The sequence below is a fragment of the Candidatus Giovannonibacteria bacterium genome (assembly GCA_016432405.1).
In the GTDB taxonomy this organism is placed as follows: Bacteria; Patescibacteriota; Minisyncoccia; order UBA11713; family 2-01-FULL-45-33; genus MFHE01.
The window spans coordinates 378,363-391,954 of sequence record CP066687.1 but is presented as its reverse complement, the minus strand read 5'-3'; the positions used below and the strand labels follow the sequence as shown (position 1 = coordinate 391,954).

The following is a 13,592-nucleotide window of genomic DNA, read 5'->3' as shown; positions in this document are numbered from 1 at the left end:
ATCGCGGGTTTATTTACTCCGAGCCCTGTTGAGGAGTTTTGACCCAAAAAGAGAACCTTGAAAATTTAGAAAATTGCACCAAAAAATTAAGTCAGTTAAATTTTGAGCATTTTTTCTTTTGTCCCGTAGTAGAAAAATTTCGCAAGAAATTTTTCTTATTGAGAGTTTGATCCTGGCTCAGGATGAACGCTGGCGGCGTGGATAAGGCATGCAAGTCATACGGTCCCGCACCCTTTAGCAATAAAAGGTGCGGGATAGTGGCAGACGGGGTAGTAACACGTAGGAACTCACCCCAGAGACGGGCATAACTCCGCGAAAGCGGAGCTAATTCCCGATAGTATCGTGAGATTAAAACACTTAGATTGGCTCTGGGAGAGGCCTGCGGGCTATCAGCTTGTTGGCGGGGTAATGGCCCACCAAGGCGACGACGGCTAGGGGGAGTGAGAGCTTGGCCCCCACCAATGGAACTGAGAACGGTCCATACACCTACGGGTGGCAGCAGCCGAGAATATTCGACAATGGGCGAAAGCCTGATCGAGCGACGCCGCGTGCAGGAGGAAGCCCTTCGGGGCGTAAACTGCTTTTTTAAGGGAGGAAAAAAATGACTGTACCCTAAGAATAAGGGCTTGCTAACCTCGTGCCAGCAGCCGCGGTAATACGAGGAGCCCGAGCGTTATCCGGATTTACTGGGCGTAAAGGGTGTGTAGGGGGTTTTGTTAGTCCCGTTTTAAAAACTCCGGCTTAACCGGAGAGATGGGCGGGAAACGGCAAAACTAGGAGGATGCCAGAGGCAAGCGGAACTCACGGTGTAGGGGTGAAATCCGTTGATATCGTGGGGAACACCAAAGGCGAAGGCAGCTTGCTGGGGCATTCCTGACCCTGAAACACGAAAGCGTGGGGATCAAAAAGGATTAACAAATGCTGTTTACAAGGCAGCTTAGTCCCCTCGGAATAAATTCCGAGGATAAAAAACTTGGTCCGACGCACTATTTATTTTAATAGTGAAGTCGGACTCCGACAAAACCGAGAGGTTTTCGTCGGAGCTATATCGGGGAAACCCCTCCGGCCGAAGCGTCGGAGGACAATCCCGAGGGAAGTCCGCTGTCCGACACTTAGTTTCGGACATGACCCCGTAGAGACTATACGCCGAGGTCGCCGAAAAGGCGACATGATATAGTCCGAACTGCATAGCGATATGCAGAAGCAGATAGAAATATTCTGCTCACTCAAGAAAAAATCGGTGCTAATTTTTGGAAATAAAAAAGAGGGAATAGCGTTTAATTCCATTCCCTCTTATCGCTTGATCCTCGGTTCTACCGGAGCAAAAGATAAACCTGACCAAGCAAAGACGCAAGGAGCATCCACGCGAGGAACTCTTTGTAGACAAGTCGGGCTAAACCTTGCGGCCCGGTTTTCTCACAAATCCATACAAGCATAAATCACCTCCATATCAAGCATAGCATATAAAAATTTATTTGTCAAGCACCAATCTTGACTCCAAAAATTAGCACCGATTAGTAAAATTGAGTTGTAACAAATTTGTAGATACCCTTGTAGTCCACGCCCTAAACGATGATGACTAGCCATTGGAAGTATCGACCCTTCGAGTGGCGAAGCTAACGCGTTAAGTCATCCGCCTGGGAAGTACGAACGCAAGTTTAAAACTCAAAGGAATAGACGGGGACTCGCACAAGCGGTGGAGCATGTGGTTCAATTCGATGTTAAACGAAAAACCTCACCAGGGCTTGAAATCCCGACGATAAGCCCGCCGAAAGGCGTGCGTCTCACAAGGACGTCGGGACAGGTGCTGCATGGCTGTCGTCAGTTCGTGGCTTGAGCTGTTCCCTTAAGTGGGGCAACGAACGCAACCCCTATTTTGTGTTACAAGTGTCACAAGAGACTGCCCCGCACCGCGGGGAGGAAGGCGGGGATGACGCCAAGTCAGCATGGCCCTTTGATGCCCTGGGCTACACACGTGCTACAATGCCGTCCACAATGAGTCGCGAAGCCGCGAGGCGGAGCTAATCTCACCAAAGGCCGGCCCAGTTCGGATTGCGCTCTGCAACTCGAGCGCATGAAGACGGAATCGCTAGTAATCGCAGGTCAGCTATACTGCGGTGAATACGTTCTCGAGTCTTGTACTCACCGCCCGTCAACTCAAGGAAGTCCCGCCGACCCAAAAGTCCCGCTTAGCGGGGAATAAGGATGGCGGGATGACAGGGAGTAAGTCGTAACAAGGCACGGCTAGCGGAAGCTGGTCGTGGAGTTTCAATTTTAATTTTTGTACTCAACTCCGACTTTTCGTCGGAGCGTCCAACAATTAAAGTGTCGATCGCGTCATTTTTGACGTGAAGCGTTGGTCTCGGAAGCTTCAATTCGAGACCCGGGACAAAAGAAAAAGTGCTTTTATTTTATGGGTGTGCCAGGGATCGAACCTGGGACCTCTGTCTTACCCGCCTGCCAAAGCCGACCCAAAATTTTGGATTATGGATGCGGGAGGGATCGAACCTCCGACCTCTGTCTTATCAGGACAGCGTTCTACCACTGAACTACGCATCCAAAATTTTGGTTTGTTCGGCGGGCAGGTCAGGACAGCGTTCTACCACTGAACTACACACCCAAATTTGTTAATTTCAATCCTAGCAATTTTGAAGCCGCTTGTGAATAACTCACGCTTATTTATTCGTAAATTGTGCTAAGATGGCTTAAAGCCGCGCCAAAGGCGGTAAAGGTCCAAAAACCCTTATTTATAACAGTTTTTTAATACTATGGCTGGAAACCAGCAAAACGAACCGGTTCAGGCATATTGCGTAAAATGCCGCGACAAACGCAATATGACAAACCCCAGAGAGGTGGCGATGAAAGGAAAAGGAGGAGTGCAGCGCCGGGCAATGACAGGAACTTGCGGGAAATGCGGCACCAAAATGTTCAGAATTTTAGGCAAAAAATAATCCATGCCGCCGATCAAACCCTTTATGGTCGGCTGTTTGGCGCTGATGCTGGTCCTCGCCGCTTTCGCTTTGGGCGAACCTGAACGCATTTTGTGGGGGTTTTTAATCGTTGCGTTTTACGCGGCTTTTGACCTTCTCTGGACTTTTTTAAAGCGTAAAATTTGGTATTTCCCGACCTCATCTCTGATTTCGGGCCTTATCTTAGGATTAATCGCCGCTCCGGCGGCAAACGCCGCTTATGCGGCCGCATTGGCGTTTTTGGCGGTTTTTGGCAAGCAGGCGCTCCACTGGAATAAGGGACGGCATATTTTCAACCCAGCCGCGTTTTCACTGGGGATTCTTTATTTTTTTACACCGTCAATTTCATGGTGGGCGCCGTCTTTGGCAGGCACAAACACATTGAGTTTAATCACCCTGCTTCTGGTCGGGGTATTCATTGTATGGAAAATAAACAAATGGCGCATTGTTTTGCCGTTTTTGGCGGTTTATGCTTTGGGGCTCTTTTCCACACAGCTTTTTGACGGGACATTGATTTTTTTTATGGCAGTAATGCTCATTGAACCGGTTACCTCCGCTTTTTCGTCCCGAAAAAGCGCCGCCGCCTACGGAGTGCTTGTCGGCGCCTTCGCCGTGCTTTTAAGTTATTTCACTTCTTTGGACCCGCTTATTTTCGGCCTCTTGGCCGGAAATTTCGCCGCAGCGCTCCTCCGGCTTTGATTTTTCCCGATAAATAATGTATTCTTTATGCCGAGGGCCCGTAGTCCAATGGCAGAACGGCCGCTTTGCACGCGGCAGACGGGAGTTCGATTCTCCCCGGGTCCAAAAATAAATGTATTATGCTAAACTGGTTTTATGAATGAGATTGTTTTATTGGCCGCGGTTTTGGCGGGGATTGCCATAGGGGCGGTTATTTTTTATTTTTTCGCGAAAAAACGGAGCGGCGAAGGCGATGGTGGGCAGGCGATGCTGATGCTCCAGAACCAGATAAACGAGCTTGCGCGGGCAGTGGACCAGAAAATGGGAGAGTCCACCAAAATACTCCAGAGCCAGTTCGGCGAATCGGCAAAAATCATCCGCGATGTCACCGAGCGGCTCACCAAGCTGGACGAAACAAACCGGCAGGTGGTCAATTTCGCCGACCAGCTCCAGAACCTGCAGGACATCTTAAAAAACCCCAAACAGCGCGGCGTCCTGGGGGAATATTATCTTGAAACTCTGCTTAAAAACGTCCTGCCTCCGGGAAGCTACCAGATGCAGTATCCCTTCCCCGACGGGACAATCGTGGACGCGGTTGTTTTTGTCAAAAACAAAATTATCCCCATTGACTCAAAATTTTCGCTGGAAAATTATAACCGGCTTGCCGAAGAGCGCGACCCGGCGGAAAAAGAGCGGCTGGAGCGCGCGTTCCGGAACGACCTTAAGATGCGGATTGACGAAACCTCAAAATACGTAAAGCCGGAGGAGGGGACAATGGAATTCGCGTTTATGTTCATACCTCACGAGGCGATTTATTATGACCTCCTGGTAGCGCAGGTGGGGGCAGTTAAGGTGAATACCAGGGACCTTATTGAATACGCTTTCAAAGAAAAAAAAGTGATTATCGTCTCACCGACTTCGTTTTTGGCGTATCTGCAGACCGTGCTTCAGGGGCTTAAAGCACTTCAAATTGAAGAATCGGCAAAAGAGATAAAAAAACGGGTGGAAGAACTCGGGAAGCATCTCATAAGCTACGAGGACTTTATGAATAAAATCGGCAAAAATCTGGGACTTACGGTAAGTGCATACAACAGCGCCTCAAAAGAATTCAAAAAGATAGACAAAGACGTTTTACGGATAGCAGGCCGTGGCGGCGAATACGAGCCGGCGCTGCTGGACAAGCCAGAAGAGTTGGAGTAAGCTTTATTAATATGAAAATCGCGGTAATAGAAACCGGGGGCAAACAATATCTTGTTTTCGAAGGACAAAAAATACAAGTAGAGAAAAATCCTGTTTTTGACAAGGTCTTGCTTCTGGCGGACGGCGATAAAATTGAAATTGGCAAACCCTATCTCGCAGGCAAAAAAGTAACGGCGGAAATCATCGGCGAAAAACGGCTGCCCAAAGTCACTATTTTCAAATATCACTCAAAAACCAGATACCGCAAAAAGAAAGGGCATCGCCAAGAGATGCTACTTGCGGTTGTCAAGAGCCTGACGTAAAGTCGCTTCGTCGGCGTATTCCAAGTCAGTTCCGGTGGCGAGGCCGCGGGCAAGGCGGGTGGTTTTTATCTTCAAGGGCTCCAAAATTTTTGTTATATAACTTGCCGTAAATTCGCCCAGCTTGGTAGGAGAGAGCGCAAGTATGATTTCTTTTGGTTTCGCGCTCTCTGCGCGCTTGTAGAGCGCTTTTACGCGCTCGCGCGCCGCGCTCGCCGAATCCTCCAGCGGGTCAAGCGCGCCCCCCAAAACGTGGTAAAGTCCGCCGTAAATTTTTGATTTTTCAATATTTACCAAATCGCTGTCTTTTTCCACAACCATGATTTTAGAGCGGTCACGGCTTCCGCCTTTCGCGCAAAAAGAGCAGAAGCTGGTTTTGCCGGCCCTGAAACATTCGGCGCACCTGGCCAGATTTTTATCCAAAGCGCCGATGAGTTCCGACAAATTTTTTCTCTCTTCCGGCGCGAAATCCAAAAGCGCCCAGATGAAACGCGAGGCCTGCCGGGGACCTATTCCAGGAAGCTTTTCAAATAATTTTCTAAGCTGGGCTAGATAATCAGAATTCACTGGTTTCTATGGAGGTAAAGCTGGCTTTCTCCTGATTGAAATACAAAGGAACCTCGCCAGTCGGGCCGTTCCTGTGCTTGGCGATAATGATATCGGCCTGGTTTTTTCTGTCCGAATTTTCTTTCACCTTGTCTTCGCGGTAAATAAATGCGACAACGTCGGCGTCCTGCTCAATCGCGCCGGATTCGCGCAAATCCGAAAGCTGGGGTTTTTTATTCGGGCGGGATTCCACTGCGCGGCTAAGCTGGGAAATTGCCAAAACAGGGACTTTAAGCTCCCTTGCCAGCGCCTTAAGCGAGCGCGAAATTTCCGTAATCTGCTGAACCATGCTGTCGGATTGGATTCTGGGCACCATAAGCTGGAGATAATCCACAATCAAAAGCCCGAGGCCTTTTTCCGTCTGCAACCTTCTTGCTTTGGCGCGCATCTGAAGAATATTAATAGACACGTCATCATCAATGTAAAGAGGCGCGCTGTTTAATCTGCCCATGGCATCGCGAATCATCTCAAATTCGTCCTCCGAGGAAAGCCGGCCCGTCCGCAAATCCCACAAATTCACCTGCGCTTCGGCCGCAATCAGTCGGTCCACCAGCTGCTCTTTTGACATTTCCAAAGAAAAAATTCCCACCGGGACTCCTTCTTCAAGCGCCGCGTGCCTGGCAATATCCATCGCCAAAGCCGTTTTACCCAAGGACGGGCGGGCGGCCAAAACTATGAAATCAGAGCGCTGAAGGCCGGAAAGCTTGTTATCCAGCACCTTAAATCCGGTGGGCACTCCGCGCAGAAGCCCTCCCGTTTTATGAATCTTATCTATCCTCTCCCATGCCTCTTCCAACGCCCCGGATACCGGTTCAAAACCCTTAATTAGAGATTTTTGGGAAATCGCGAAAATGCGCTTTTCCGCCTCGTCCATCAAAAGATTCACGTCTTCGCCCTCCTGATAGCCCATTTGCGAAATCTCGTGAGAAACCGAAATTAGGTCGCGCAGAATTTTCTTTTTTCTGACGATTTCGGCGTAATAAACGGCGTTGGACGCAGTCGGGACGCTGTTTACGAGCGTTGTAAGGTAAGCGTTGCCTCCGATCTCATCCAATTTGCCTTCCGCCTTCACAACATCGCCCACGGTAAGCACGTCTATCGGGCTCCTTTTTTGAAAAAGGGAAATCGCGGCGTCAAAAATTATCTGATGCTCTTTTTTATAAAAATCTTCATGGCTCACAATGTCGGCAACGCGGTCAATCGTGCCGCCATCCAGCAAAATTGAGCCCAAAAGCGAAATCTCCGCGTCCAAACTCTGCGGGGGCATCCGCGAAACGCTGAAAGGTGAAAATACCTGCGCCATTACCTACATTTTAAATATTTAAATACTTAAATGCAATAGCCGCGGGGTGAATCAAAAGTGAATTATGCGTGAATAAGTTCGGGGCCGGTTCGCGTATCTTTGATTTGCCAGCCCAAACGCCTTATTTTTTCACGAATTTTATCGGCTTTCTTAAAATCGCCCGATTTTCTTGCCGCCTCGCGCTCTTTCAACAATTTTAACGCTTCCGGCGGCGGGGCCTTTGGTGCTATACCGGCCAATCCAAGCCCCAAAACCTTGTCAAAATCATATAAAAGGGCCAGAACGGCTCGCGCATCAAATTTTTCCTTATTTGTATAATATTCGTTCATCACGGCATACACCACAGCAAGCGCTTTTGGGGTGTTTAGGTCGTCACAGATGGCTTTTTGAAAAGCTTTGCCCGAAACTAAGTTTCGGTCAGTAATTGACCGAAACTTAGTTTCGGTCAATTTAAGCGATAGCACAAACTCCTGCAATCTCTCCAGCGAATTCTCCGCCGCCTTAAGCGACTCCCAAGTGAAATTAAGTTGCGAGCGGTAATGAGCGGAGAGAACGAGGTAGCGAAAAGCGAGGGGATTAAAATTTCGCCGCTCCAAATCGCGCAAAGTAAAAATATTGCCGAGCGATTTTGACATTTTCTTGCCGTTCACCAAAAGATGCTCGCCCTCAACAAAGTACTTTACGAATTTTTTGCCAGTCGCGCCCTCTGACTGCGCAATCTCGTTTTCGTGGTGCGGAAAAAGTAAATCAACCCCGCCCGCGTGGATATCAAAACTCTCTCCCAGATATTTCATTGACATTGCCGAGCACTCCAGATGCCACCCGGGCCGCCCGGGGCCGAACGGCGACCTCCAAAAGGGCTCATTCTTTTTGGCGTACTTCCAAATGACAAAATCTTTTCTGTCGCCCGGCCTCGGGTTCGCCAGCCGGCCATAGGACTTGAATTTTGAAATGTCAAAATAAATTCCGTCTTTCGCGGGATAAGCAATCTTTTTTCGGAGCAGCCGCTTCGCCATCTTAACCATCTCCGGAATATGCCTGGTCGCTTCAGGATATTTCCAAGCCGGCAAAATATTTATTTTTTTAATGTCACCAAAAAACGCCGTTTTATACGGCGCGGAGAAATCGCCGATGTTTTTTTGGGCCAAGCGCGCGCGGGCGATTATTTTATCATCCACATCCGTAATATTCATCACGTGTTTTAGCTTATATCCCGCGTATTCAAGAGTGCGCCGCAAAACATCTTCAAAAATATAGGTGCGGAGGTTTCCGATATGGGCGTAGTCGTATACCGTCGGCCCGCAGGCGTAAAAACCGACCAGCCCTTTCTTTATAGGCCTGAAAACTTCTTTTTTCCGGCTTAGAAAATTATAAATTTTAAGCGGCGGCATTACACTATTGTACTACAAAAAAAATTTTGCGATAATAGCCGAATATGGACATAAAAAAACGCTTCGGCTTAGCGTTCATCGCGGCCTTAATTTTGGCCTCAACCTTCGCTGTTGGGTTTTATTTTGGCGTAAAAACGCCGGCTGCAAGCAAATTAGTCGGCGTTGTGAACACAACGCCGCAAATAGGCACGGACAGGGAAGAAGTTGACTTTTCGGAATTTTGGCACGCTTGGAATATCGCGGAGGGAAAATTCGTGGACATAGACAAAGTTAAAAGAAAAGAGATGATTTACGGCGCGATAGCTGGGATGGTTAAATCCTTGGGCGACCCCTACACAGTGTTTTTTGCTCCGGAAGAAAATAAAATTTTCAAAAGTGACATAAAAGGGGAATTTGAAGGCGTAGGGATGGAAATTGCCATAAGGCGGGAGGTTTTGATAGTCGTAGCGCCGTTAAAAAGCACGCCTGCGGAGAAAGCGGGCATCAAAGCGGGGGACAAAATTCTTAAAATAGACGACCGCATCACTTCCGACCTAAGCGTTGAAAGGGCGGTAGGCCTTATCCGCGGCCCGAAGGGCACAAAAGTAAAGTTGACTATTTTGAGAAACGGAGAAGATGAAAGCCGCATTATAGAAATCACGCGCGATGTGATTAAAATACCGGTAGTGGATACGGGAACCAAAACCGCCGGCGCCGGGAGGGGAGGGGAAGGAGAAAGGGATTTGGGGGATATTTTCATAATCAAGCTTTATAATTTTTCTGAAAACTCTCCGGGAAAATTCAGGGACGCTCTTCGGGAAATGCTTGAAAAAGGCCGCACCAAACTCATTATAGATTTGCGCAACAACCCCGGGGGCTATCTGGAAGCAGCGGTGGACATGGCCAGCTGGTTCTTGCCGCAGGGAGAAGTTGTCGTGCAGGAAGATTTCGGGGGAAAATCGGAAAAAATAATCCACCGGAGCAGGGGATACTACGTATTTAAAAACACCCCGATAGTCATATTGGTAAATCAGGGCTCCGCTTCGGCTTCCGAAATTTTGGCTGGTGCCTTGCGCGACCACAGCATCGCTAAACTTGTCGGCGAGCGGACGTTCGGGAAAGCTTCCGTGCAGGAACTGGTTCCGCTTACCGCGGACACTTCCCTGAAAGTCACCATAGCCAAATGGCTCACGCCCAAAGGACAATCTATCTCCGAGGGCGGTCTTGCGCCGGATATTGAAGTTAAAGTAACAAAAGAAGACACGAACACCGGAAGAGACCCGGTTATGGAACGCGCAGTGGAAATTTTAAACAACTGGAAATGAAAATCATAATGTTAAAAGACGTGGCCAAGCTCGGCCAAAGAGGGGATATTAAAAACGTCTCCGACGGATACGCGCGGAATTTTTTAATCCCGAGAAATCTCGCGGCGCCGGCGACAGAGGAAAACATAAAAAAGACGGAGGCGGAGGTAAAAAGCAAAAAAACGCAAAGAGAGCATGCTCACGAAGAATTCCGCGCTTTAAAAACCGTTCTTGCGGAGCAGGGGATAGTGGTCAGAAAAAAGGCCTACAAAAATGGAAAATTATACGCTGCCGTCTCTGCGAAAGAAATTTTGGACGCGATGAAGGTGTTAGGTTTCCCTCTGTCGGCAAATTTAAATGAGGATATGGTGAAAATTGCAGAGCCGATCAAAACAACCGGCAAGCACGATGCCAAAATAGTGCTGGGGAACGAAGAAATCAAACTACAGATACTTTGTGAATCTGCTTCTTTGAGCCGTCAAACCTGATTTTTCGTTTGGTTTCGTATTTTACAATTCCTTCCGTCACTGCGTAAATTGTGTCGTCTTTGCCGATTTTGGCTCCCGCTCCGGGTATGAATTTCGTGCCGCGCTGGCGCACCAAAATCGCACCGGGCTTGGCTTTCTCCCCGGCGTATAATTTAATGCCCAGAAACTTGGGCTGCGAATCCCTGTTATTTTGCGTTGACCCTCCCGCCTTCGTATGCGCCATATTAGTTAATAACTTATCATCAATTAAAAATAAAAGCAAGGCGTTAGCGCCCTGCCTTGAGATCTTGATCAACTTTATTATAGAGAGCCGCCAGCCCTGCTAGCAATGTCAATTGTTGGGCGGGCGTGTCCACGTTATGGGAGCTGAATTGAAAACCATATCCGTCGCGCATAAAATGATCCGTTGGATGTAACCCGCAGGCGCTTCCGGGGCACGAGACATTGAGCCAACCTTTATCGTTTTCTACTGAAGCTATAAAGCTTAAGTTATCCAGATAATCAGCCCTAAGCATTCTAACGTATGCTCTACGCATCGCATCTTCCATCTCTGGAATACGGCCTCGGTGCGCTCTAAGCCATTCCACCAATGAAGGACTATATACACCGCTCAACTCTCCACCATGCATACCATGAGCAGTATGCAATTGGACGCACAGAAGCTGTTTTTTGGGTGTTCCAGAAGATTCTTGGAAGTAATAGGCGGAGTCAAGAAAAAGGTTCAAGCTGCACGAAACAGCGAAAGCTGGAGTCCAAACATAATCGTGCTCTTTTTTCTTCCCTTCGCAATAAAGACACTTTCCGCCACGGAGCTCATCGCGCCCAGTGCCTTCACAATTTCGACAAACCTTATCGGTCAGTTGAAACACTTTCGGCAACCTTGCCTCAAAAACTTTAAATTCTTCATCTTTGACGAGCCGTATCGCGTCGTCAAACCCAAAACCTTTTCGGAAACTCCAGTCAAACTTTGTAAAACCGAATTCTTCTTTGAGATGCTCAATGGTGCTATCTCCATCTGGATAAGGCCGCAGATGCTCCAAGAAACGTTTGTGAATCGACACAAGTATTCGCGGTGGCTTGTCCTGCCATTCAAAGCTATACCAGCGAGGAATATCCTCGTGTAAAAGAATTTTCATTGAACTCTCCTTTCTATCCCAAGTTTACAGGCCTTGTAGAAGAAGTCAACACCGTAAATTCTTTTTTAATTTTTTATCGTCCGGGGTCATGTCCGAAACTAAGTGTCGGACAGCGGAGGGTAGTACCACATCTTGTTGACAATCTATTGTTCATATGCTTAGCTATGTAAAGAAACCCGAATTCCGAATAAGGAGGGCTAACAAATGTCGGAAAAGTTGGTTATACGAAAAATTCTAGAGTTTGGTTTTGCTGTTTTTTGCATATCAACACTGTATGTGTTGTCCATAAAAATCGGCAATATCCTATTGATTGCGCCGGTTGGGGCCGCAGTATATCTGCTCGGGGATCTTATAGAAAGCAGGAAGGCCAGAAAAATCCTTCTTGCGGCCGCGTTTCTCGGATTAGGGATATTTTTTGACGAAATCAGGGTATCTGCCTTTTTAACTTCGGCTGGCGTGCTATTTAATTACTTGATAATTGTATTGAATGGCATGAAAATGCCTACTCCTGCTAGAGTATTTGAAACAGCCGATCCGATTGAACAAGAGCGGTACGCACCAATTAATGAAAAAACCAAGCTACGGTTTTTGGGGGATATATTGCAATTGCGAGACCCAACTATGGCATTCAGCATCGGAGACGTTTTATTTGTAGTTGGGAGTCATGCGTCCGCAGTTGAGGTATATTTGAACACTGGAGGAGGGTTCTGACCCTCCTTTTTATTTTTTCGCCGGCTTTGATGAGGGAGTTAAAACGATAAATTCTTTTGCTAAAATCTTTTGCGATTCAATCTGGGCACGGAGGGCGGGGGAGAGGGTTTTAAGAATTATCTTTAGTTTTTTATCGTCCGCTTCCAATATGCTCTGCCACGCGCTTTCCAAACCAGCGGCGGTTAAAATTTCTTTTACCTTGTCAAAATCATATTTAAACCTCTGTTGAAGTTTTTTTGAAATATAATATCCGCGTTCGTCAAAAACGCGGTCAATCTTCTGGGCATCCATATAGGTTTTTATAATCTCTTGCAATTCTTTAACGCGCGCCGCGTTTTTATTGTCCGTTTCTTTGATTGTAAAATATTCCCTAAGCGCGCTCTGCAATGCTGCCTCATCTGGAGCAGGGTATTCTGTTTTTTCATATAAATGCCTCCAGGCCGGACAAATCGGCTTATAGGGGCACCAGTCGCAAAGCTTGGAGACAATGGTGGGGAAGTTATCTTGCGCCTGGCTTTGGCTTATCTGCCTGATTGTTTTTAAAACGGAATCCCTCGTGGTCTTTAAATTTTCCGCGGATCTTTTTGAAGATATTTTTTCGTCGTGTTTTAAAAAATAAAGCGAGAGCTTGATTTTATCCGGAGAAATGCTTGGCCATCTGCGCGTAAGCGCCATATGGTAAAGCGACATCTGTAGATTCCGGTCGGCCGCCTCCTGCGATGGGAGCTTTCTATTCGTTTTATAATCTATAATTTCATATTCGCCGTCGCCGATTTTATCAATCCGGTCTATGATGCCGGCCAAAATATGAGTTTCCTGGGTCTGGGTGTCCGACAGTAAAACCTCAAAGCGTGATTCCGTGTCCACGACGGAGAAATTCCACGGCGGGTTTGATTTAAAAAACTCTTTGAGCATCTTCCGCCCGCTTTCGTCGTAGATTTTCGCGAGTTCTGATGCCAAGGATTTGGACGCTTTGGCTGCGGCATTTTTCCAATTCTCGGAAAAATTAATTAAAACCTCGTCTAGGGTGGGGAACAGAGGGTCGCGCGAAAACATAAATTTAAGCGCCCCATGCATGGAACTTCCAAAAAGCGCCTCCGGCGACTTTGGCGCTTTTATTTTGTCTATTACTTCAAATTTAAACTTCTGCGGGCATTGCTGGTACGTCGCCAGCGCGGAGTAGGAGGTTCGCATACGTATATTATACGTCGCACATTATATCTTTTACGACCCTTAGCTTAGGGGTTTGTTGGAGTAAAAGGATTTATACCTTTCTGAAGCCCTTTCATCGTATCCAAAAATGGCTGCCAGAAAATGCTGACCCAGATGTTCCAAAAATAGTTAAAAATCGCGGAAAAATAATTATCCCAAAGTATCCCCAGCCACTGCCCCAAAAAACCGAAGTTTTCCCGAAGAACCGGATTGGAAAAAAGCGAGTTTAAGGAAACCCCAAGCAAGCTCAATATTATCACCAAAAGCACCGCTATGATTATTATTTGTATAAAGCCCTGTTTTCGCATTTTTTATT

14 protein-coding genes, 2 tRNA genes and 1 rRNA gene are annotated in these 13,592 nt (G+C 47.4%); 9 read left to right on the top strand and 8 right to left on the bottom strand.

What is annotated here, in order from left to right; genetic code table 11:
• The first annotated feature begins 154 nt into the window (after window positions 1–154).
• A 16S ribosomal RNA gene (locus tag HYW15_02410) occupies window positions 155–2,276 on the top strand.
• Window positions 2,277–2,487: 211 nt separating this feature from the next.
• Here the strand turns inward: HYW15_02410 and HYW15_02405 are convergent.
• Window positions 2,488–2,559 (bottom strand) — tRNA-Ile (locus tag HYW15_02405).
• Between the two features lie 209 nt (window positions 2,560–2,768).
• Here HYW15_02405 and HYW15_02400 point away from each other — a divergent pair.
• From HYW15_02400 to rplU, 5 genes are all read left to right on the top strand, one after another.
• Window positions 2,769–2,951: a hypothetical protein gene (locus HYW15_02400; GenBank protein ID QQG42344.1), complete on the top strand. Its 183-nt coding sequence runs from the start codon at window positions 2,769–2,771 to the stop codon at window positions 2,949–2,951.
• A gap of 3 nt (window positions 2,952–2,954) precedes the next feature.
• The gene (locus tag HYW15_02395; GenBank protein ID QQG42343.1) at window positions 2,955–3,668 is read left to right on the top strand and encodes a hypothetical protein; all 714 of its coding nucleotides are present in this window, start codon (window positions 2,955–2,957) and stop codon (window positions 3,666–3,668) included.
• 34 nt (window positions 3,669–3,702) lie between these two features.
• Window positions 3,703–3,773, top strand: a tRNA-Ala gene (locus HYW15_02390).
• Window positions 3,774–3,803: 30 nt separating this feature from the next.
• Window positions 3,804–4,847, top strand: coding sequence for a DNA recombination protein RmuC (locus HYW15_02385; protein QQG42342.1), 1,044 nt, complete (start codon window positions 3,804–3,806; stop codon window positions 4,845–4,847).
• An 11-nt stretch (window positions 4,848–4,858) separates the two neighbouring features.
• A complete protein-coding gene (gene rplU, locus HYW15_02380) occupies window positions 4,859–5,149 on the top strand; it encodes a 50S ribosomal protein L21 (GenBank protein QQG42341.1) in 291 nt (96 codons plus the stop codon).
• Here the strand turns inward: rplU and recR are convergent.
• From recR to HYW15_02365, 3 genes are all read right to left on the bottom strand, one after another.
• Window positions 5,120–5,713: a recombination protein RecR gene (recR, locus tag HYW15_02375; GenBank protein ID QQG42340.1), complete on the bottom strand. Its 594-nt coding sequence runs from the start codon at window positions 5,711–5,713 to the stop codon at window positions 5,120–5,122. The two genes, rplU and recR, sit on opposite strands and share 30 nt — an antisense overlap.
• Window positions 5,703–7,055 (bottom strand): replicative DNA helicase, encoded by a 1,353-nt coding sequence (gene dnaB, locus HYW15_02370; protein ID QQG42339.1) that lies wholly within the window; start codon window positions 7,053–7,055, stop codon window positions 5,703–5,705. Before dnaB ends, recR begins: the two co-directional genes overlap by 11 nt.
• Window positions 7,056–7,117: 62 nt before the next feature.
• Window positions 7,118–8,446 (bottom strand): cysteine--tRNA ligase, encoded by a 1,329-nt coding sequence (locus HYW15_02365; GenBank protein QQG42338.1) that lies wholly within the window; start codon window positions 8,444–8,446, stop codon window positions 7,118–7,120.
• Window positions 8,447–8,490: 44 nt separating this feature from the next.
• Here HYW15_02365 and HYW15_02360 point away from each other — a divergent pair, with 44 nt between their 5' ends.
• Window positions 8,491–9,750 (top strand): S41 family peptidase, encoded by a 1,260-nt coding sequence (locus tag HYW15_02360; GenBank protein ID QQG42337.1) that lies wholly within the window; start codon window positions 8,491–8,493, stop codon window positions 9,748–9,750.
• Window positions 9,747–10,217, top strand: a complete 471-nt coding sequence (gene rplI, locus HYW15_02355; GenBank protein ID QQG42336.1) for a 50S ribosomal protein L9 — start codon at window positions 9,747–9,749, stop codon at window positions 10,215–10,217. Before HYW15_02360 ends, rplI begins: the two co-directional genes overlap by 4 nt.
• Here the strand turns inward: rplI and rpmA are convergent.
• On the bottom strand, window positions 10,168–10,440 hold the full coding sequence (gene rpmA, locus HYW15_02350; GenBank protein QQG42335.1) for a 50S ribosomal protein L27: 273 nt from the start codon (window positions 10,438–10,440) through the stop codon (window positions 10,168–10,170). The two genes, rplI and rpmA, sit on opposite strands and share 50 nt — an antisense overlap.
• A gap of 43 nt (window positions 10,441–10,483) precedes the next feature.
• The gene (locus HYW15_02345) at window positions 10,484–11,353 is read right to left on the bottom strand and encodes a hypothetical protein (GenBank protein QQG42334.1); all 870 of its coding nucleotides are present in this window, start codon (window positions 11,351–11,353) and stop codon (window positions 10,484–10,486) included.
• 204 nt (window positions 11,354–11,557) lie between these two features.
• Here HYW15_02345 and HYW15_02340 point away from each other — a divergent pair, with 204 nt between their 5' ends.
• Window positions 11,558–12,064 carry a DUF5317 family protein gene (locus HYW15_02340; GenBank protein ID QQG42333.1) on the top strand — a complete coding sequence of 169 codons (507 nt, stop codon included), beginning with the start codon at window positions 11,558–11,560 and terminating at the stop codon, window positions 12,062–12,064.
• A 9-nt stretch (window positions 12,065–12,073) separates the two neighbouring features.
• Here the strand turns inward: HYW15_02340 and HYW15_02335 are convergent, their stop codons facing one another.
• Window positions 12,074–13,258 (bottom strand): PD-(D/E)XK nuclease family protein, encoded by a 1,185-nt coding sequence (locus tag HYW15_02335; protein ID QQG42332.1) that lies wholly within the window; start codon window positions 13,256–13,258, stop codon window positions 12,074–12,076.
• Window positions 13,259–13,302: 44 nt separating this feature from the next.
• Window positions 13,303–13,584, bottom strand: coding sequence for a hypothetical protein (locus HYW15_02330; protein QQG42331.1), 282 nt, complete (start codon window positions 13,582–13,584; stop codon window positions 13,303–13,305).
• Window positions 13,585–13,592 lie beyond the last annotated feature (8 nt).